Annotated in this window: 17 protein-coding genes and 1 pseudogene; 13 read left to right on the top strand and 5 right to left on the bottom strand. The window is 66.3% G+C overall.

All coding sequences use genetic code 11. The features are described from left to right. Positions 1–62: 62 nt before the first annotated feature. Complete coding sequence (gene trxA, locus ACZZ0O_RS02955; RefSeq protein ID WP_046964286.1) at positions 63–404, bottom strand: thioredoxin TrxA; 342 nt, start codon at positions 402–404, stop codon at positions 63–65. A gap of 198 nt (positions 405–602) precedes the next feature. Between trxA and rhlB the strand changes: the two genes are divergently transcribed. From rhlB to rpoH, 6 genes are all read left to right on the top strand, one after another. After that, positions 603–2,321, top strand: a complete 1,719-nt coding sequence (gene rhlB, locus ACZZ0O_RS02950) for an ATP-dependent RNA helicase RhlB (protein WP_055847567.1) — start codon at positions 603–605, stop codon at positions 2,319–2,321. A 75-nt stretch (positions 2,322–2,396) separates the two neighbouring features. Further along, positions 2,397–3,083, top strand: coding sequence for a cell division ATP-binding protein FtsE (gene ftsE / locus ACZZ0O_RS02945; protein WP_003484499.1), 687 nt, complete (start codon positions 2,397–2,399; stop codon positions 3,081–3,083). After that, a complete protein-coding gene (ftsX, locus tag ACZZ0O_RS02940; protein ID WP_463592183.1) occupies positions 3,080–4,030 on the top strand; it encodes a permease-like cell division protein FtsX in 951 nt (316 codons plus the stop codon). Before ftsE ends, ftsX begins: the two co-directional genes overlap by 4 nt. Positions 4,031–4,038: 8 nt before the next feature. Next, entirely contained in the window at positions 4,039–4,881 is an 843-nt protein-coding gene (locus ACZZ0O_RS02935; RefSeq protein ID WP_055847573.1) for a response regulator, read from the top strand. Beyond that, complete coding sequence (ung, locus tag ACZZ0O_RS02930) at positions 4,878–5,603, top strand: uracil-DNA glycosylase (protein WP_115563027.1); 726 nt, start codon at positions 4,878–4,880, stop codon at positions 5,601–5,603. Before ACZZ0O_RS02935 ends, ung begins: the two co-directional genes overlap by 4 nt. Positions 5,604–5,801: 198 nt before the next feature. Continuing rightward, a complete protein-coding gene (rpoH, locus tag ACZZ0O_RS02925) occupies positions 5,802–6,677 on the top strand; it encodes an RNA polymerase sigma factor RpoH (protein ID WP_463592182.1) in 876 nt (291 codons plus the stop codon). 146 nt (positions 6,678–6,823) lie between these two features. Here rpoH and ACZZ0O_RS02920 read toward each other — a convergent pair whose 3' ends face one another. Together ACZZ0O_RS02920 and ACZZ0O_RS02915 are read right to left on the bottom strand one after the other, a co-directional pair. Further along, positions 6,824–7,438, bottom strand: coding sequence for a trimeric intracellular cation channel family protein (locus ACZZ0O_RS02920; protein WP_055847585.1), 615 nt, complete (start codon positions 7,436–7,438; stop codon positions 6,824–6,826). Between the two features lie 52 nt (positions 7,439–7,490). After that, complete coding sequence (locus ACZZ0O_RS02915) at positions 7,491–8,783, bottom strand: NAD(P)/FAD-dependent oxidoreductase (protein ID WP_463592181.1); 1,293 nt, start codon at positions 8,781–8,783, stop codon at positions 7,491–7,493. Between the two features lie 117 nt (positions 8,784–8,900). Here ACZZ0O_RS02915 and ACZZ0O_RS02910 point away from each other — a divergent pair, with 117 nt between their 5' ends. The 3 genes from ACZZ0O_RS02910 to ACZZ0O_RS02900 are packed head-to-tail and all read left to right on the top strand — an operon-like array spanning position 8,901 to position 10,974. Then, positions 8,901–9,494, top strand: coding sequence for a hypothetical protein (locus ACZZ0O_RS02910; protein ID WP_463592180.1), 594 nt, complete (start codon positions 8,901–8,903; stop codon positions 9,492–9,494). Continuing rightward, a complete protein-coding gene (locus ACZZ0O_RS02905; protein WP_463592179.1) occupies positions 9,491–10,318 on the top strand; it encodes an NYN domain-containing protein in 828 nt (275 codons plus the stop codon). Before ACZZ0O_RS02910 ends, ACZZ0O_RS02905 begins: the two co-directional genes overlap by 4 nt. Before the next feature lie 2 nt (positions 10,319–10,320). Beyond that, the gene (locus ACZZ0O_RS02900) at positions 10,321–10,974 is read left to right on the top strand and encodes a glutathione S-transferase family protein (RefSeq protein ID WP_463592178.1); all 654 of its coding nucleotides are present in this window, start codon (positions 10,321–10,323) and stop codon (positions 10,972–10,974) included. Between the two features lie 251 nt (positions 10,975–11,225). Here ACZZ0O_RS02900 and ACZZ0O_RS02895 read toward each other — a convergent pair whose 3' ends face one another. Then, the gene (locus tag ACZZ0O_RS02895; RefSeq protein WP_463592177.1) at positions 11,226–13,448 is read right to left on the bottom strand and encodes a primosomal protein N'; all 2,223 of its coding nucleotides are present in this window, start codon (positions 13,446–13,448) and stop codon (positions 11,226–11,228) included. A 459-nt stretch (positions 13,449–13,907) separates the two neighbouring features. Between ACZZ0O_RS02895 and ACZZ0O_RS02890 the strand changes: the two are divergent. Then, positions 13,908–14,938: pseudogene (locus tag ACZZ0O_RS02890) on the top strand (hypothetical protein). Then, a complete protein-coding gene (locus ACZZ0O_RS02885) occupies positions 14,925–15,515 on the top strand; it encodes a DUF3106 domain-containing protein (RefSeq protein WP_463592175.1) in 591 nt (196 codons plus the stop codon). Before ACZZ0O_RS02890 ends, ACZZ0O_RS02885 begins: the two are co-directional and overlap by 14 nt. Before the next feature lie 151 nt (positions 15,516–15,666). Here ACZZ0O_RS02885 and ACZZ0O_RS02880 read toward each other — a convergent pair whose 3' ends face one another. Then, complete coding sequence (locus ACZZ0O_RS02880) at positions 15,667–16,824, bottom strand: DUF3667 domain-containing protein (RefSeq protein ID WP_463592174.1); 1,158 nt, start codon at positions 16,822–16,824, stop codon at positions 15,667–15,669. 272 nt (positions 16,825–17,096) lie between these two features. Between ACZZ0O_RS02880 and ACZZ0O_RS02875 the strand changes: the two genes are divergently transcribed. Together ACZZ0O_RS02875 and sppA are read left to right on the top strand one after the other, a co-directional pair. Beyond that, positions 17,097–18,473: an MATE family efflux transporter gene (locus tag ACZZ0O_RS02875; protein ID WP_055847614.1), complete on the top strand. Its 1,377-nt coding sequence runs from the start codon at positions 17,097–17,099 to the stop codon at positions 18,471–18,473. A gap of 84 nt (positions 18,474–18,557) precedes the next feature. Beyond that, positions 18,558–20,459, top strand: a complete 1,902-nt coding sequence (gene sppA / locus ACZZ0O_RS02870) for a signal peptide peptidase SppA (RefSeq protein WP_463592173.1) — start codon at positions 18,558–18,560, stop codon at positions 20,457–20,459. The last annotated feature ends 120 nt before the right edge of the window (positions 20,460–20,579 follow it).

Here is a 20,579-nt window from a genome sequence, read left to right as displayed (position 1 = left end):
CGCCGTGGCAGGGTTTAACTACCGGCGAACCGCAGGGCGCCCATCGCTGGACGCCCGTTCACTCAGGCAGCGGCGCCGCCCAGGGTCTTGTCGATCATCTGGGTCAGCTGGCCCTTGCCGACCGCCCCGATCTGGCTCGCCTGCACTTGCCCGTCCTTGAACAGCAACAGCATCGGGATCGAGCGCACGTGGTATTTGATGGCCAGGGCGCGGTTCTGGTCCACATTGACCTTGGCAACCTTGAGCCTGCCCTGGTATGTATCGGCCAGATCGTCCAGCACCGGTGCGATCATCTTGCACGGGCCACACCATTCGGCCCAGAAATCCACCAGGACCGGTTCGCCGGATTGCAGTACTGCTGTGTCGAAGTCGGCATCGCCGACATGTTGAACCTTGTCGCTCACGTTGGGTCTCCTGGAAACCAAACGGCCCACCCGGATCGGGCAGGCCGCCACATTGCGTTAAACTGGGGCATTGCGCGACTGAATCAAGTGTCAGTCCTGAAGCCGCGCTGTCCGCCACAAGAGCCGCAGTTTGCGACGCTGTCGGCATCGATGCAAGCCGCGCCCGGGCTGCCCAGGGCGCCTCACGAAGACGGAATAATGAGCGACAAACCGCTGACCGATTTGACTTTTTCCTCGTTCGACCTACAGCCGGCGTTGGTTGCCGGGCTGGAGAGCGCCGGGTTTACCCGCTGTACCCCGATCCAGGCATTGACCTTGCCGGTCGCGCTGCCCGGCGGCGATGTCGCCGGCCAGGCCCAGACCGGCACCGGCAAGACGCTGGCGTTTTTGGTGACGGTGATGAACCGCCTGCTGATCCGCCCGGCGCTGGCCGACCGCAAGCCGGAAGACCCGCGCGCGCTGATCCTGGCGCCCACCCGCGAGCTGGCGATCCAGATCCACAAGGACGCGGTCAAGTTCGGCGCCGACCTGGGCCTGCGCTTTGCGCTGGTCTACGGCGGGGTGGACTACGACAAGCAGCGCGAGCTGCTGCAGCAGGGCGTGGATGTGATCATCGCCACCCCGGGCCGGCTGATCGACTACGTCAAGCAGCACAAGGTGGTCTCGCTGCATGCCTGCGAGATCTGCGTGCTGGACGAAGCCGACCGCATGTTCGACCTGGGCTTCATCAAGGACATCCGCTTCCTGCTGCGGCGCATGCCCGAGCGTGGCACCCGCCAGACGCTGTTGTTCTCGGCCACGCTGAGCCACCGCGTGCTGGAGTTGGCCTACGAGCACATGAACGAGCCGGAAAAGCTCGTGGTTGAGACCGAAACCATCACCGCCGCACGCGTACGGCAGCGCATCTACTTCCCGTCTGACGAAGAGAAGCAGACGCTGCTGCTGGGCCTGCTGTCGCGCAGCGAAGGTGCGCGCACCATGGTGTTCGTCAACACCAAGGCGTTCGTCGAGCGCGTGGCACGCACCCTGGAGCGCCATGGTTATCGCGTCGGTGTGTTGTCCGGCGACGTGCCGCAGAAGAAGCGCGAGTCGCTGCTCAACCGCTTCCAGAAGGGCCAGTTGGAGATCCTGGTCGCCACCGACGTGGCCGCGCGTGGCCTGCATATCGATGGGGTCAAGTACGTCTACAACTACGACCTGCCGTTCGATGCCGAAGATTACGTGCACCGCATCGGCCGCACCGCGCGCCTGGGCGAAGAGGGCGATGCGATCAGCTTCGCCTGCGAGCGCTACGCGATGAGCCTGCCGGATATCGAGGCTTACATCGATCAGAAGATCCCGGTTGAGCCGGTGACCACCGAGCTGCTGACACCGTTGCCGCGTGCGGCGCGCGTGGCGGTGGAAGGCGAAGAGGTCGATGAAGACGCTGGCGACAGCGTGGGCACCATCTTCCGCGAGGCGCGCGAGCAGCGTGCGGCCGAAGAACAGCGCCGCGGTGGCGGTCGCAGCGGTCCGGGCGGCGCCTCGCGCAGTGGCAGTGGCGGCAGTCGTCGCGACGGCGGCAGTGCCGATAGCAAGCCGCGTCCGCGTCGCAAGCCGCGCGTCGAGGGCGAGGCTCCAGTTGTTGCAGCGGCTGCAGCGGTCCCACCGGTGATTGCTGACGCCGCAGCGGCTGCACCGTCCACCATCGACGTCGAGGGCGAGCGCGCACCGCGCAAGCGTCGTCGCCGTCGCAACGGCCGTCCGGTCGAAGGCGCCGAGCCGGTCGCATCCACGCCAGTGCCCGCACCCGCCGCGCCGCGCAAGCCGACCCAGGTGGTCGCCAAGCCAGTGCGTGCCGCCGCCAAGCCAGGCGGCAGCCCGTCGCTGCTGAGCAGGATCGGCCGCCGTCTGCGTTCGCTGGTCTCGGGCAACTGACCACTGGCGGCATCAATCGCATCGCCGGTCTTCGGCGATGCGACGTAAGCGCTGGCGCTCCGGCATAATCGCTGGATGACCGTTCTGCGTTTCGACAACGTCAGCAAGCACTACGCCGGGGGCCACCAGGCGCTGACTGATGTCAGCTTCGAAGTGGCCGATGGCGAGATGCTGTTCGTGACCGGCCACTCCGGCGCCGGCAAAAGTACTTTGCTCAAATTGATCCACCTCAGCGAGCGTCCCAGCCAGGGCGCCGTGCTGTTGGGCGAGCGCAACCTGCTCAAGGTGCGTGGCCGGCAGATTCCGCTGCATCGTCGTCAGGTGGGCGCGGTCTATCAGGACCATCGTCTGCTCAACGACCGCAGCATCGCCGAGAACGTGGCGTTGCCGTTGATCCTGCGCGGCACCCGTCGCGCCGAGATCGGCAAGCGCGTGCGCTCTGCATTGGAACGTATCGGCCTGGCTCATCGCGAAAAAGCCTTGCCGTCGCAGCTGTCGGCGGGCGAGCAGCAACGCGTGGGGATTGCGCGTGCCATCGTCGGTGAGCCGCGTCTGCTGGTGGCTGATGAGCCTACCGGCAATCTCGACCCGGCACTGGCCGCCGAAATCATGCAGTTGTTTGCCGAACTGCCCGCGCGCGGCACCAGCGTGCTGGTGGTCAGCCACGACCTTGCCTTGCTCAAGCAGATGCGCAAGCGGGTGCTGATCCTGGATCACGGCCGCCTGGTCGACGACATCTCGCCGCAGGATCTGGCCGAATGAGCAAGCTCGCCAATACCGAATCCGTGGCGCCGTCGCGCTTCGGCGTGTGGATCGACCACCACCTGCACAGCATCGCCTTCAGCCTGGGCCGCGCGATGCGCAAGCCTTGGGCAACGTTGCTGACCATCGTGGTGATGGCCTTGGCGCTGGCGCTGCCGCTGGGGCTGTCGATCGCGCTGGACAACGTCAAGCTGCTGGCCGGCAGCGTGCAGCAGTCGCGCGAAATCAATCTGTTCCTCAAGGTCGATGTCGCCGCCGATGCCGCGCAAGCGCTTGCCGGCGAGTTGCGTGCGCGCCCCGACGTGGCCCAGGTGACGCTGCGCACACCGGAGCAGGGGTTGGCCGCGTTGCGCGAGAGCGCAAAACTCGACGAAGCCGCCGATGCGCTGGGCGAGAATCCGCTGCCCACGCTGTTGATCGTCACCCCCACAGATGCGGCCGACGACGCGCAGCTGGCCGGCGCGTTGCAGGCCTTGCCGCAGACCGACCAGGTGCAGCACGACGCGTTGTGGCGCAAGCGTCTGGATGGCTGGCTGCATTTCGGCGAACGCCTGGTGCAGGTGCTGTCGGCGCTGCTTGGCATCGGCGCGGTGCTGGTGGTCGGCAACACCGTGCGGCTGGACATTCAGTCGCGGCGCGAAGAGATTGGCGTGCTGCAATTGCTCGGTGCCAGCGATGGCTTCATCCGTCGCCCGTTCCTGTATCTGGGTGCGTGGTACGGGCTGGGCGCTGGCGCTGTTGCGCTCGCTCTCATCGCCGCCTCGGGCTTGGCATTGCGCGCGCCATTGGCCACATTGGCCGATAGCTACGGCAGTTCCTTTACCCTGCACGGGCTGGATCTGCTGCATTCTGTGATGGTGCTGATCGGCACCCTGGTGCTGGGTTGGCTGGGCGCCTGGCTGGTGACCGGCCATTTCCTTCGTCAGACCCGTCCCACCGAGACCTGAGGCCTGCCATGCATCCACCAGATCTCAAACACCTGATCAGCGACGCACCACGTGTGATGGTCGTCGATGGTTCGAAGCTGGTACGCAAGCTCATTGCCGACGTGCTCCGGCGCGACCTGCCCAATGTGCAGGTGATTGGCTGCGCCAGCATTGCCGAAGCGCGCGCTGCGCTGGAGTCCGGTGCGGTGGATCTGGTGACCACCTCGCTGTCCTTGCCCGATGGCGATGGCCTGACCCTGGCGCGCAGCGTGCGCGAAGCGGCCGGCCAGGCCTATGTGCCGGTGATCGTGGTCTCCGGCGATGCGCAGCAGCATCTGGTCGAGCGTCGTTTTACCGAGTACGTCACCGATTATTTCGACAAGGCGCTGGGCCATGAAGCCCTGGCGACCTTTATCCGCGGTTATGTGCAGCCCGAGCCGGTAGTGGGCGCCACCGTGCTCTACATCGAAGACAGCCGCGTGGTGGCCGAGGCGACCAAGCGCATGCTCGAGCGCCAGAGCCTGAAAGTGGTGCACGTGCTCACCGCCGAGGATGCGTTTGCGCTGCTCACCGCCGAATCGCTGGGCCGCACCGAGCGCCGTATCGACGTGGTGCTGACCGACGTGACCCTGAAAGGCGAGCTCAACGGCCGCGATGTGGTCGAGCGCATCCGCATCGATTTCGCCTACGGCAAGCGCCGCCTGCCGGTGCTGGTGATGACTGGCGACACCAATCCGCGCAACCAGTCCGAACTGCTGCGCGCTGGCGCCAACGATCTGGTGCAAAAACCCATCGAAGAGCGCCTGCTGGTGACCAAGGTGTTGTTCCAATTGCGGCTGGCACGCCTGGAAGATCAGGCCATCACCCTATGACCGAAGTGGAAGGGCGTATCCAGCTGGAACCGTCGTGGAAGGCAAAGGTGGGTGACTGGTTGCTGCGCCCGGAGATGCAGGAGCTGTCGGCCTTTCTGCGCCAGCGCAAGGCGGCTGGCGCGCGGGTGTTCCCGCCCGGCCCGCAGATGTTTGCCGCCTTCGATGCCACCCCGTTCGAGCAGGTCAAGGTGGTGATCCTGGGCCAGGATCCGTACCACGGTGAGGGCCAGGCGCACGGGCTGTGTTTTTCGGTCCTGCCCGGCGTGCCGGTGCCGCCGTCGCTGCTCAATATCTACAAAGAAATTCAGGACGACCTCGGCATCCCGCGGCCCGATCACGGCTATCTGATGCCGTGGGCGCGCCAGGGCGTGTTGCTGCTCAATGCGGTGCTGACGGTGGAACAGGGCCGGGCAGGCGCTCACCAGAACAAGGGATGGGAAGGTTTCACCGACCATGTGGTGGAGACGCTCAACCGCGAGCGCGAAGGCCTGGTGTTCCTGCTCTGGGGCAGCTACGCGCAGTCCAAGGGCAAGGTCATCGACCAGGCACGCCACCGCGTGTTCAAGGCGCCGCATCCTTCGCCGTTGTCGGCGCATCGCGGCTTTCTGGGATGCAAGCATTTCTCCAAGACCAACGAGCATCTGCAGCGCCGCGGTATCCAACCGGTCGATTGGTCATTGCCGCCGCGCAACGCGTTGGATACAACGTCGGCCGCCGGCTGAACAACCCTTGCGCACGCGCATTTCGCCACAGGTTTGTCACGGTCTGGGCAGGGGCGCAGTGGTAGCGTAGGGCTTGAATTCGGGGAGCTGCGCGGTAGAACGCCGCCAAGGCTGAAAGCCCGAACGTCCTATAAATGGAACGCTGGGAACTCTTTCTGTACCCAGCAGTCCAATAGTTCGACTGCTAAGATGGTGCCTATGAACCAGACTACCTCGACTGCCCTTGTGGCAAACAATCTCCCGATTCCCAGTGCGCTCGGTTCGCTGGACGCCTACATCGGTGCCGTGCACCAGATTCCGGTGCTGTCGGTCGATGAGGAACAGAATCTGGCCCGCCGCTTCCGCGACGAGCTGGACCTGGACGCAGCGCGTGAATTGGTCCATTCCCATCTGCGCTTCGTGGTGCACGTGGCCCGCGGTTACAACGGCTACGGCCTGCCGCTGGGCGACCTGATCCAGGAAGGCAATATCGGCTTGATGAAGGCGGTCAAGCGCTTCGACCCGGAAATGGGCGTGCGCCTGGTCAGCTTCGCGGTGCACTGGATCCGTGCCGAAATGCACGAGTTCATTTTGAAGAACTGGCGCATCGTCAAGGTCGCCACGACCAAAGCGCAGCGCAAGCTGTTCTTCAACCTGCGCAAGTCCAAGACTCGTCTGGGCTGGCTCAACGCCTCCGAAGTGACCGCGGTCGCCAAGGACCTGAACGTCTCCGAGCGTGAAGTGATGGAGATGGAGTCGCGTCTGTCCGGCCGGGATATCGGCTTCGACGCGTCGTCGGATGAAGATGACGATCATGGTCCGCCGTCGCCGGTCAGCTATCTGGTGGCCAACGAAGAAGACCCGTCGCAGGCCTATGAGCGGCACGACAGCGAAGACAACCAGCTGCAGTTGCTGCGCGAAGGCATGGCCGGTCTGGATGCGCGCTCGCGCGATATCGTCAAGCGCCGCTGGCTGGATTCGGAGTCCAAGGTGACGCTGCAGGAGCTGGCCGACGAATACGGCGTGTCGGCCGAGCGTATCCGCCAGATCGAGGCGAACGCGCTGAAGAAGATGAAGGCACTGTTCGTCGCCTGATCGGTTCGATCACGCGGTACATGCTGCACGAACGGCCCGGTTGATCCGGGCCGTTTGCGTTGCGGGTCGGCAGCGCAAACAGTCTCGTAGAAGCTGATGCACCGTCCGGATGATGCGGACGGTATCGCGGCTTTGGCCGATGACGACTATTCCGGCAAGCGGGCCACCGGCAGATGCCAGCCATAACGGATCGCCATAAAGCGCAGGCCAAAGCACACGCCGGCACCGGTTGCCAGCGACCAGGCTTGCGGCACGCCGAGCACGTGGCCGACGGCCACCAGGCCGCCACCGGCAAGCGCGGCGACCGCATATAACTCCGCTTGCAAGACTACCGGCGTGCGGGCGACCAGCAGGTCGCGTGCGATGCCGCCACCGATGCCGCTGAGCATGCCCAACAACGTGGCGCTCAACGGGCTGAGGTTGTAGTCCAGCGCCTTGCTGGTGCCGTAGACCGCAAACAGCGCCAGACCCGCCGCGTCGAAAATCTGCACCGGGTTGCGCAGGCGCTCCACTGCCGCGTGCCAGTAAAACCCGGCGACGCCGGCCAGGCAGGCGGTGAGCAGATACTGCGGGTGGACCAGTGCCGCCGGCGGGGTGGCGCCGATCAACACATCGCGCACGATGCCGCCGGAGACAGCGGCCGCGCACGACAGCACCAGCACGCCGAATAGGTCCAGGCGGTTGCGCACTGCCACGGTCGCGCCGCTCAGGGCGAACACGAAGGTGCCGAGCAGATCCAGCAGGAACAGGACAGTTGCCACACGTAGACCGTCGAATCAGGCCGCACAGCATCGCGCACGGCCGGTGGCGCTGTCATCCGTCCTTGGTGTTGGGCGGCGGGTCGTCGGTTGCGCCACCGAAGATGATGCGTGCGGCGCGTTGGTAGCTCCAGTACGCCATCGCCCAGTTCACCAACACCACGAAGCGGTTGCGGAAGCCGATCAGGAAGTAGACGTGCGCGGCCAGCCAGAACCACCACGCCACGATGCCGGACAGCTTCAGCTTGCCCACGTGCACGATGGCGGCCATGCGGCCGATGGTGGCCAGGTTGCCGAAGTCCTGATACCGGAACGCGGCCGCCTCCTGACCGCGCTGGCGCGCACGGATCGCCTTGGCGATGTGCTTGCCCATCTGCTTGGCTGCCGGCGCCACGCCCGGCACCGGGCGACCGTTCTGCTGCACCGACGCCAGATCGCCGCCGACGAAGATCTCCGGGTGGCCGGGCACGCTCAGGTCCGGCGCCACCAGCACGCGGCCGGCGCGATCCAGCGGCACGCCCAGGGTGCGCGCCAGCGGCGAGGCGGCCACGCCGGCGGCCCATACCACGGTGCGCGCGGGGACGAAGCTGTCGCCAAGCTGGTAACCCAGCGCATCGATATGGGTCACCGGCGTGCCGGTGTGGACTTCCACACCCAGCCGCTCCAGCTGCTTGCGCGCCTTGTCGGTAAGATCGTCGGGGAACGACGGCAACACGCGCGGGCCGGCTTCGACCAGGCGCACGCGCGCCTGGCGCGGGTCGATGTGGCGGAATTCGTTCTTGAGCGTGTGGCGTGCGATCTCGGCCAGGGTGCCGGCCAGCTCGACACCGGTGGGGCCGCCGCCGACTACCGCAAAGCTCAGCCAGGCCGCACGCGCGGCTGGGTCGGATTCGGCCTCGGCCCGCTCGAAGGCCAGCAGCAGCTTGCGGCGCAGCACCAGCGCGTCGTAGAGGGTCTTCAAGCCGGGCGCATGTTCGGCCCACTGGTCGTTGCCGAAGTAGGCATGGGTGGCGCCGGTGGCCAGCAGCAGCATGTCGTAGCCGAGCGTCTTGCCATCGGTCAGTACCACTTCGCGACGGGTTGGCGCGATTTCGGCCACATCGCCAAGTAACACTTCGACATTGCGCTGCTCGCGCAGGATGTGGCGCAGCGGTGCGGCAATATCCGGTGCCGACAGCCCGGCGGTGGCGACCTGGTACAGCAACGGTTGGAACAGATGGTGGTTTTGCCGGTCGATCAAGGTGATGCGGATGGCGGGGTCATCGAGCGCGCGGGTCGCCCACAAGCCGGCGAAACCGCCGCCGACCACAACCAGATGCAAGGAGGCGGGGGAGGGAGATGAGGTCATCGTAGGTCCGATGGAAGGCAACGCGGGCACGACAGAATGCCAAATTCCCAATGAACATGACGCGTTGGCGCCGCGTGGCTGCGGCATCATGTCGCATCCACTTCTGACGGCCATCGCATGTCCTCATTGCCACCGCCCTTGCCACCGCTGCCGCCAGCCGCCATGCCCACCGCAGCGCCGGCTGCCCCGCCCGCGCCTGTGGCCAGGAAAAAGCTCAGCAGCGTGGCGATCGGCCTGATCGGCGTGCTGGCTTGCGCAACGCTGTTCGGGATCGTGGTCCTGGCAGCGAGCGTGTGGCTGCTCGGCATCGGCTGGTCGCTGTTTACCGATCAGGCGCGTACTGCACTGCAAGCCGACGCCGTGGTGCAGGAACATATCGGCCAGATCCACACGATGCGGGTCGATCTGTACCGCACGAGTCTGGCGGAGGGAAGCGAGGAGTTTGTGTTCAATGTGGAAGGCGATCGCGGCGCCGGCCGCGTGCAGGCCACCTGGGTCAGTGCCGACTCCGAGCAGGAGATTCTGACCGACGGAGAACTCATCATGCGCGATGGCAGGCACTTCGCGCTGCCGGCCGCGGACGATAGCGAGCTCGAAACCGAAACCGAAACCGAAACCGAAACCGAATCAGAGATAGAAACCGAATCGGAAATAGAAACCGAATCGGAGATGCAAACCGACGCGGGCACGTCTTTGGAGGAACGCGCATGACCGACAATCCCGACAAACGGATCGCCTTGCTGATCGATGCCGACAATGCGCCGGCCGGCAAGATCGATGTGGTGCTGGCGGAAGTGGCGCGTTATGGCGTGGCCAACGTGCGCCGCGCCTACGGCAACTGGAAGAGCCCGCACCTGAAAGGCTGGGAAGCGGCCTTGCACGATTATGCGATTCGGCCGATTCAGCAGTTTGCCTATAGCTCCGGCAAGAACGCCTCGGATATGGCGATGGTGATCGATGCGATGGACCTGCTGTACGCGCGCAATCTGGATGGGTTTGCGATCGTCTCCAGCGATGCGGATTTCACCCCGTTGGTGATGCGTCTGCTCACCGATGGCATGAAGGTCTATGGTTTTGGCGAGAAGAAAACCCCGGCGCCGTTCGTCAATGCCTGCTCCAAATTCACCTATGTGGAAGCGCTGGGCGAGCAAGCCGCCGCGGCCCGCGATACCGCGGCCGGGCGCAAGGATGCCACCGCGCTGCGCAGCGATACGCGCCTGGTGCAGATGCTGCGCAACGCCATCGTCAGCGCATGCGAGGACGATGGTTGGGCCTTGTTGAGCGCGGTGGGCAAGCAGGTGGCTAACCAGGCTTCGTTCGATCCACGCAATTACGGCTATCGCAAACTCAGCGATCTGGTGCGCGCGATCGGCCTGTTCGAGCTCAAGCTGGACGAGCAGGCCTTGTGGGTGCGCGATACGCCCAAGGGCAGCGACAATCGTGCGAAAACTGCCGTGCCTGCCGTTGCACCGGAACCACAAGCCAGCTCTAAGCGTGCAGCGCGCGCAACAGCCAAACCCGCCACCGGAAAATGACGATGACGCACGACGCGATGGCTCCCGCTGCACAGCCGACGATCACGCTCTGGGGGCGTCGTAATTCCACCAATGTGCGCAAGGTGTTGTGGTGTGCCGAAGAAGCCGGTGTGGCCTATACGTCGATCGAAGTGGGCGGCGCCTTTGGCGGCAATGACACGCCGGCCTATCGCGCGCTGAATCCGAACGGCGTGGTACCGACCTTGCAGGATGGGGAGTTGGTGGTGTGGGAATCCAATGCGATCGTGCGGTACCTCGCCGCGCAGTACGCACCGGCGTTGTATCCGCCATCGCCGGCCGAGCGCGCAGTGGGCGATCGCTGGATGGACTGGACCACCTCCACCTTTGCCAGCGTGTTTCGCGACCTGTTCTGGGGCGTGCTGCGCACACCCGAGGCCGAGCGCGATGCCGCACGTATCGCTTCAGCACTGGCGCAGTCGGGCGAGCTGCTGGCACGCGCCGATGCGGCATTGGCGCAGCAGCCGTATCTGTCCGGCGAGCGCTTCGCGATGGGCGATATTCCGCTGGGCAGTTTCATCTATGCATGGTTCGAAATGCCGATCGAACGGCCTGCGTTGCCGCATTTGCACGCGTGGTATCAGCGCTTGCGCACACGGCCTGCATACCAACGCGGCGTGATGACGGCGCTGACTTGAGTTTCGAGCCACCGCTCAGGCCAGCGTTGTTCATTGCAGGCACCGAACGCGCCGCCGACCCCACATGCTTCTGCAAGTGACGTGGGCCTTGTACATCGCGCGGCGCTGATAGCGCGCGTTGTCGTAGGAGCGCACCTGGGCGCGACGCAACGTGACCGGGAATGCCCTCGCGCCCAGGTGCGCTCCTACAGAACCTGGGTACACCGCGCCACGTGCGTCTGGCTGCAACTCCGTCTGCGATACGCCCTGCGCTAATACAGATCGATCGGGTCCACATCCAGCGACCAGCGCACGCGGCGCGCCTGCGGGAGCGCATAGATGGCCGGAAGCTGCGCATCGAGCAGGCGATGCAGCGCCGAGCGTTGCTGTGCGGACAGCAACAACTGGGTGCGCTGGAAACCGGCGCGGCGCGGCATCGGCGCAGGCATCGGGCCGTAGCACTCCACCTCTGCAAACGCGGGCGATTGTGCGCTGGTGTCGGCCGTGGCCAGTTCGCGCACCGCCATCAGGAACTGGTTGGCCGCCGCGACATCCTTGGCTTCGGCGCGGAACAGCGCCAGATGCGCAAACGGCGGGAAGCCGGCGGCCTCGCGCTGCTGCAGTTCGGCATCGGCGAAGGCGTGGTAGCCGCCATTGACCAGGGTCTGCAGCAGCGGATGTTCGGGATGGTGGGTCTGCAGCCAGACCTCGCCGGGGCGATCGGCGCGCCCGGCGCGCCCTGCCACCTGGATCAGCTGCTGGGAGAGTTTTTCGGCGGCACGGAAGTCGGCGGAGAACAGGCCTTCGTCGATGCCGACCACCACCACCATGGTCAACCGCGGCAGGTCGTGGCCCTTGGCCAGGATCTGGGTGCCGACCAGGATGCCGGCATCGGTGCCGAGCCCGGCGAGCTGGGTTTCCAGGCTGTCGCGGCGCTGGGTGGTACTGCGGTCGATGCGCACCACCGGGAACGCCGGAAACGCCTCGGTCAGCCGTTCTTCCAGGCGCTCGGTACCGATGCCCTGCGGCTGCAAGGCCAGGCTGGCGCAGGCCGGGCAGGCCAGCGGCGCCTGCTGGCGGGCGCCGCAGTGGTGGCACTGCAGGCGGCGGCCGCCGGCGTGCACGGTCATCGGGGTCTGGTGCAGCGGCGTGCTGCAGCGCTGGCAGGCAGCGGTCCAGCCGCAGTCGTGGCATAGCAGCACCGGCGCATAGCCGCGGCGGTTCTTGAATACCAGCACCTGCTCGCCGCGCGCCAGGGTGGCGCCGATACCGGCCAGCACCTCCGGCGACAAGCCGTCCTTGAGCGGGCGCTTGCGCACGTCCAGCACACGCACACGCGGCGGGCGTGCGTCGCCGGCGCGCTGCGACAACCGCAGGTGCTGGTAGCGGCCGGAATAGGCGTTGTGCAGGCTTTCCAGCGACGGGGTCGCGCTGCCCAGGATCACCGGCACGTCCAGCGCCTTGCCGCGCACCAGAGCAAAGTCGCGGGCGTGGTAGCGGATGCCGTCCTGTTGCTTGTAGCTGCCGTCGTGTTCCTCATCGATCACGATCAGTCCGGCGTTGGGCAGCGGGGTGAACACCGCCGAACGGGTGCCGACGATCAGTTTGGCTTCGCCGCGCCAGGCCGCCGCCCAGACGCGGGCGCGTTCGCCATCTGACAGGCCCGAATGCAGCGCGTGCACCGGCACGCCCAGACGCGCGCGGAAGCGGCCGAGCGTCTGCGGGGTCAGGCCGATTTCCGGGACCAGCACCAGCGCCTGCTTGCCGGCGGCCAGGCAGTCGGCAATCGCCTGCAGGTAGACCTCGGTCTTGCCGCTGCCGGTCACGCCGTCGAGCAGATAGGTGGCAAAGCCGGTGTGCGCCCGGATCGCGGCGGCGGCAGCGCGTTGTTCGTCGTTGAGTGCGGGGCCAGTGCCGGGCCGCGGCGCGATGGCATCGGCCGGCACCGCCACGCGTTCGGCATGGCCACGCTTGGCCAGGCTGCGTGCGGCCTCGCGCCACTGTGGCAGCAGCGGGTCCAGCTGTTCTTCGCCCACCGCACCGGTCTGCAACAGGGCGGCGAGCAGGGCGGGCCGGCTGCCCGCGCGTAGGCTGCTCGCCCCGGTACGCCCGGCCTCGGTGAGCTGCCAGGCCCAGGCATGGGTGTCGGCCAGCGGCTCGCCGCGACGCAGCGGGCCGGGCAGGGCACTGGCCTGGGCCTCGCCCAGGGGAGCATGGGTATAACGGGCCAGCCACTGCAGCGAGCGGGCCAGTTCATCCACCAGCAGCGGCGCCTGGTCGCACCAGGCCAGTGCCGGGCGCAGGCCATCGGCCGATGCCAGCTGGCCGATCTCCACCACTACCCCGATCAATTCGCGCGACCCAAATGGAACCCGCACACGGCAACCGACCTGCGTTGGATCGGTCAGCGGGGCGTCGGCAGGTGGCAGGTAATCGAACAGCTGGGGCAGCGGCACCGGCAAGGCGACGCGCAAAGTGAGGACGGTGGAAGGCATGTGCTCAGTCTACCGACACTGTCCAGCACCCCCGCCTTGCGCAATTCCACTCGTGAAGACGGTGTGATCACTTGCAGCGCCTTTCTGTGACCCAAGTGATAAATACGACGTAAACCTATGTGAGGCCTGAGGAAACGGGTTTATCCACACTGCCTGTGGATAAGCCTGTGAATTAGTCTCGTGCTCCACGCGGTGAAGGCGGATTCACTTGCCTTGGCAACCTCTTGGACATTTTTTCGCCACACAACGAAATTGAATATATATCAATAGCTTAGGCGTGAAACACGATTGCAACAAAGAAAAAACAACAGTTGACAGACGGTCGCGTATCGGTGTGTCTGCCGCTGTGCACAACGTACGCGGGTAGCGCTCGCGACCGGATCGAGGATCGTGCGATCTGTCAAGCGGTCGGCGTAGCGGACGTGCGTCGGTATCATGCCGGCCGATGCTGGAGTTCACATGACCGTAGTCCCCGACGCCCCCGTTACCCCCGCCGCACTATCAGCCTTTCTGCGGGGTGTGGAACGCCGGGGCTTGGTACTGGCGCAGCTGCAATGCGGCGACGTGGCGGCAGCCGAGCGGGCGTTGGCGGCTGCCCTGCGCGCTTTCAGCAGCCAGGCAGCGGGACGGCCGATGGCCGGCTGGCCGATGCGCTTCTGGAGCCTGCTGGCAACCGCGCCGCCACTGCGCCGCGAGCCCATGCCTGGCACCTGGCTGCCGCCCTTCACCGTACTGGGCCGGATGCAGACCCCCGACCGGCTGGCGCTGCTGCTGCGGATCGTGGCCGGGCTGGAAGAGGAGGCCGCCAGCGACGTACAGGGCATCGCGGTGGCGGACTATCGGCAGTCGCTGGCGCGTGCCTGTCCACGCGATGCGGCCGGCAATCCAGATGCACAGGCGTGGCGGGTGCTGGCCGAGGCGGCGCAAACGGAGCTGCGCGATCTCACCCCGTCCCAGCTGACCCGGCTCAGCCAATTGCGCGACGCCTCGCTGGCCGGCGTCGCGCTACAACCCGCCATCCCGGCAGAGGCGCCGCCCGCGCCACGCCGCGCCACCCCGGCACAGGTCCGCCCCAAGCGGCAGTGGCACTGGCCACAGCTGGATCGGCGCCACGCCGGTATTGCCCTGGGGGGCTCGCGCTGGTGCTGCTGCTGACGGTGCTGGGCTGGTGGTGGACCCACCGACGGCCCAGCTTGCCGCCCGAGCCGGTCTCGCAGGCGCCGGCCGGCGTGCTGCATGTCACCGACGCCGCGCCAGTGGTGGTGGAAGAGCTGCCGGCGTCCGACCTGCCGGAGGCTCCTACCGCCCCGGGCATGGATCCGCGCGACCAGACGATGCTGGCCGACCCGGACCTGGAGTTGGCGCGTGCGGCCGACTTTTACGCCTGGTACGCCGCCGGCCACCCGGTGCCGGCGGACGAATCCGGCGCGCATGCCACTGCGGCCGAGCAGCCTTCCGCCCCTCTGGAGACGGTCGATGACGACAACTAAGTGGTTCGGCCTGCTGATGCTCGCCAGTGCCGGCATCGCCGGCGCGCAGGCCCTGCCAGCGGCATTGGACGAAAGCGGGCACACCGAACCTGCCAGCGCCCCCGCCCTGTCGGCAGCGCCAAGCGCCGCGCAGCAACGTGCGCGCTGGGCGGCACTGACGCCGGCACAGCAGGCCGACCTGCGTGCGCGCTATGCCGCGTGGAAAGACCTGACCGCCACCGACCGCGTGGTGTTGCGGCAGGCGCGCGAACGGCTGCACAGCCTGCCCGAGGACCAGCAACGCGCCTTGCGCACCCAGTTCAACGCGATGGATCGCCTGCATCGCGATGGCTGGCGTCTGGGGTCGCAGGTGGGCGCGTTCTATCCGCAGCTACAGCCGCTGATCGGCTATGTGCCGGTCGACCAGCGCGAGCGCCTGCTGGCGGTGCTGCGCAGCCTGGATGCCGGCCAGCTGGAACAGCTGGCGGTCCTCGCCCAACGCACCCCGCCGCAGGACCGCGATGGGTTACGCGACGCCTTGCTGGCCGAAGCCCCGGCCACCCGCAGCGCCTGGCTGAAGCGGCAACTGGCGCGCTGATCGCCGATGCGCGGTGCATTGCCGCGCGTTGGAGCGGCAAGTGCTCATCGACCTGCGTTGTGCGAATAACGCAGGGGTCAGCCGCGCATCCCGGATTGCACCGCGCTGTCTGGCCCGTGCGACTGCAGCGCCGCAGTTGCAGTGCGCAGCATCAAAGACGCGCCAGACTCGCCACCATCAAGAACGCAGCAGCAAACGTGACCACGACGAAATAAATGCTGCCCAGGCCGAAGTATTTCAGCACCGTGGCTGACCACGATTGGCCGTACACGTGGCGCTGCATCCCCAGCAGATACAGCGGCATCCACACTGCCAGCCCGAACTGGAGCAGGCCGATGCTCCAGGCGATCGGGGGAGCCACCTGCGTCACCGATTCCCTGAGCAGCGACAGCAGCAGCATCGCCAGCAGGTTCAGGCAAAGAAACGCATGGCTGTACAGCGCCACCACCAGATGTTCCAGATACACCCGCCCGCTGCGCAGGTAGAACACGCGCAACAACAGCGCAAACAACGGCACCAGCACCAGCAAGGTGGATGGCACCGCGGCGAAGAACGCGTTGTAGAGCAGTTGCGGATTGCTGCGCAGGCGCGGCAGGTTGGCGCGGATGTGGTCCAGCTGCACGTTGAGCCAGCGGTTGGCGAACTGCGGCAACGGCGCAACGGTCAGCGGGTTGCTGACCGGGTCCCAGGGTTTGCCTCCCAGCGAAAAGAACGTGCTGTTGTCTGGGGCATCGACCGCCGGTGCAGCGCTTTCCAGTCGCGCGCCTTGGTGCAGTTGCGCTAGCCGCTTGCGCGCCTCGCTTTCGGCGCGGGCGATGCCGGCATCCACGCCGTCGCGCGCGATGCCTGCGGGCACTACCTTGCGGGTCTGGGTGAGCGTGCCGACGATCTGCGCACGCACCGCTTCCACCTGCGCCGGCGTGCGCGCATGCGCAAAATTCTTCGGTACGGCGCTGTGCGTGGTGCCGGGCGCCGCGACGTCCTCGTCAGAGGCATGCACTGCGATGCGTGCAATGAAAAAGGTCAACAGGCTCACCACCAGAAACAGCCGCATCGGCGCGACATAGCGCACCCGTTGCCCACTCAGAAACCGCAGTGCCACGCGGCCGGGCACCAGTAGATCGCGCAAGGTGCGGAAGATCCGCCCATCCAGATGCCAGAACGACTCGAAGACTTCTTCCACCGCGTGCGCGACGCTGCGCACCGGGCTATGCGCGCTTTGCCCGCAGGCGTGGCAAAAAGCGCCTTGCAATGCGGTGGAACAGTTTTCACAGTCCGATGGATGCAATGCGGTCGGGTGCAGTGACATGAGCCAGGTCCAGTTGGCGGTGATGGAGAGGCCGTGTGCCCGATGCGATACCGCGAAGGTCCACGCCTGGCACACGGTACAGCGTCAGCATGCGGCTGCCTGGAAACATCGGCAGCTGCTTTTGTTGCCGCGCACATAGCAGCGAGCGCGGCGGGAACTGCCCAGGCGCGCGTCAGGGCGCAATCGGAAAGTACGCGTAAGATAGCGGCCCCACGCGACCCGGTGCCAGCGCCTCCCGGCACGGCCGTAGTCCGCGCAGCAATCGGTGTGTCATGTCTGTTTCTCCTGCCCCCGCGTCCGCGACGCCAGGCTTCGCCGCGGAAGTGCGCACCACCGGCCTGCTGGCCTTGCCGTTGGTGCTTGGTCACGTCTCTACCGGCTTGATCGGGTTTGTCGACAACGTCATCGCCGGCCACCACGGCACTGCGACGCTGGCGGCGGTGACCATCGGCACCGCGCTGCTGTGGCTGCCGATGCTGGTGCCGATCGGGACGCTGATTTCCTTGACCGCCTCGGTGTCGCAATTGCGTGGCGCCGGGCGCGAGCGCGAGATTGGCCCGTTGTTTCGCCAGGCGTTGTGGCTGTCGCTGGGGCTGAGCGCATTGATGTTCGCGTTTCTGAGCGTGGTGCCGCCGCTGCTGCCCACCTTCGGGATTGCGCCGGACATCGTGCCGGGTGCCACCGACTTTCTGCACGCGGTGCGCTGGGGCGTGCCGGCGCTGACGTTCTACTTCTGCATGCGCTATCTCAGCGAAGGCATGCACTGGACGCTGCCGACCATGCTGCTGGGGTTTGGCGGCTTGCTGGTGCTGGCGCCGCTGGGCTATGTGCTGACCTATGGCAAGTTCGGCTTTGCCGAGCACGGCGCCGAGGGCCTGGGCATGGCCTCGGCCATCACCATGTGGGTGCAGGCCAGCGTGTTCGCGCTGTATCTATGGCGCGCGCGGCGCTTTGCGCACTTGGAGTTATTCACCCATCTGGAAGGGCCGCGTTGGCGCGCCATCGGCGATCTGTTGCGCACCGGCCTGCCGATCGGCATCACCGTGCTGATGGAAGGCGGCCTGTTCATCGTCACTGCGCTGTTGATCGGCCGGCTAGGCTCGACCGAAGCGGCGGCGCACCAGATCGCCATCAATGTGGCGCAGCTGTGCTTCATGGTGCCGATGGGCGTGGCCGAGGCCACCACCGTGCGCGTCGGTCACGCGGTGGGGCGTGGCGATCCGTTGGCCATTCGGCGTGCCACCTGGGCCGGTTACGCCATCGTGCTGGGCACGCAGGCGTTGTCGGCAAGTGCGCTGCTGCTTGGCCACGACGCCATCGTCGGTGTGTATACCAACGATGTGACGGTGGCCGCGCTGGCGTCGGTGTTGCTGCTGTTTGCCGCCACCTTCCAGTTTCCCGACGGCATCCAGGTGCTCTCGGCCGGCGCGCTGCGCGGGCTCAAGGACACCCGCGTGCCGATGTTCCTGGCGATGTTCTCGTATTGGGGCGTGGGCATGCCGATCGGCGCCGGGCTCGGCCTGGGATTGGGCTGGGGGCCGCAAGGCATGTGGATCGGCCTGATCCTGGGCCTGACCACCGCGTCGATTCTGATGGGCCTGCGTTTCCGGCAGACCAGCCGGCGGCTGACTGCCGACGCGACCCCCTGACTTTCAGCGCATGCCGTGGGCGGTGTGCAGCCGGTATGCTGGGCAGCATTACGTACATGCAGCGTCTTTTCGACGGAGTTTTCCATGAACCACCCCGTGCGTCGCAGTCCCATCGCCAGTTTCTTCGTCGGCCTGTGGGACGTGATGAATTTCACCCGGCGCCTGATCTTCAATCTGGTGTTCTTCGGTTTTCTGTTCCTGTTGCTGCTGGTGCTTGTGGTGGCGATGGCGCGCGGCGACGGCACCAAGCCGCTGGCCGAGCGCACCACCCTGGTCATCAACCCCGAAGGCACCCTGGTCGAGCAGTTCAGCGCCGACCCGGTGAGCCGCTCGCTGGCCAAGGCCGTGGGCGACAAGAGCGCCGAAGAGGTGCAGTTGCGCGACCTGGTGCGGGTGATCGAAGCGGCCGGCAAGGACCGTAAGATCGAGCGGGTGTTGTTGAATCTGGACAAGCTGCAGCCGTCCGGCTTCGCTTCGCAGCGCGAAGTGGCCGCCGCATTGCAGAAGCTGCGTGCTTCCGGCAAGCAGATCGTGGCCTTCAGCGAGAGCATGAGTCAGGGCCAGTACCTGCTCGCCGCGCAGGCCAACGAGGTCTATCTGGATCCGATGGGCAGCGTGCTGCTGGAAGGGCTTGGGCGCTATCGCCAGTACTTCCGCGAAGGCTTGCAGGACAAGCTCGGTGTGGACGTGCACTTGTTCCGTGTGGGCGAATACAAGTCTGCTGCCGAGCCGTACATCCTCGACGCAGCCTCGGCCGATGCCAAGGAAGCGGACCTGTTCTGGATGAACGATGTGTGGCAGCGTTACCTGGCCGACGTCGGCACCGCGCGCAAGCTCACCCCGGCGCAGCTGACCGCCGGCATCGACACGCTGCCTGAAGGCGTGGTGGCGGCAGGTGGCGATCTGGCCAAGTTCGCGCTGCAGCAAAAACTGGTCGACGGGCTCAAGACCCGCGAGGACGTCGATGCGCTGCTGACCAAGCGCGGCGTGGCCGACAGCGATGCCGACAGCGGCTTCCGCAGTATCGGCTTCAACGATTATCTGAGTCAGTTGCAGGCGCAGCGCTCGCCGATGGATAGCCGTCCGCAGGTGGCCGTTGTTGTGGCGGCCGGCGAGATCAGCGGCGGCGAGCAGCCGGCCGGCCGCATCGGTGGCGAATCCACCGCCGCGTTGCTGCGCCAGGCGCGCGACGACGAAAAGGTCAAGGCGGTGGTGCTGCGCGTGGATTCGCCGGGCGGCGAAGTGTTCGCCTCCGAGCAGATCCGTCGCGAAGTGGTCGCGCTCAAGCAGGCCGGCAAGCCGGTGGTGGTGTCGATGGGCGATCTGGCCGCTTCGGGCGGGTACTGGATCAGCATGAACGCCGATCGCATCTATGCCGACCCGTCGACCATCAGCGGCTCGATCGGCATCTTCGGCATGGTGCCCAATCTGACCCGCGCGCTGGACAAGATCGGTGTGCACACCGACGGCGTGGGCACCACGCGGTTTGCCGGTGCGTTCGACATCACCCGTCCACTGGACCCGGCCGCCGGGCAGGTCATCCAGGCGGTGATCAACAAGGGCTACGCCGATTTCACCGGCAAGGTCGCGCAGGCGCGTCACCAGTCGGTGGAAGCCATCGACAAGGTCGCCCGTGGGCGTGTGTGGAGCGGTGCGCAGGCCAAGCAGCATGGCTTGGTGGATGCGTTCGGCGGCATGCAGGACGCGGTGGCCGATGCGGCTAATCGCGCCAAATTGAGCAAGGGCAAGTTCCGCGTGCACTACGTGGAAAAGCCGGCCACGCCGTTCTCGCAGTTCATGAGCGGATTTGCCGGCAGCCGCATGGGTGCGTGGATGCTGAGCGACTCGGGCATGGCGCGCGCCATGTTGGCGCGCTCGCTACCGGAAGTGGACACGCAGCTGCGTTTCGTCGAAAGCGCCGTGCACGACAGCAAGGCCGGTGGCACGCCGGTCAAGGCGCTGGCGTATTGCTTCTGCGGGTTCTAAAGCGGCAAACCACGCCACTGGACGTAGCGACGACGCCGGCCTTGTGCCGGCGTTGTTGTTTTTGTGTCGCCTGATGCCTGACGCTCACCTCATGCGAGCCGCCTGACAGCGGCGTCGCGG

This window comes from Xanthomonas sp. AC360, from assembly GCF_979258225.1.
Note: the sequence above shows the minus strand (reverse complement) of the source record. Positions and strands in the feature narration are given on the sequence as shown.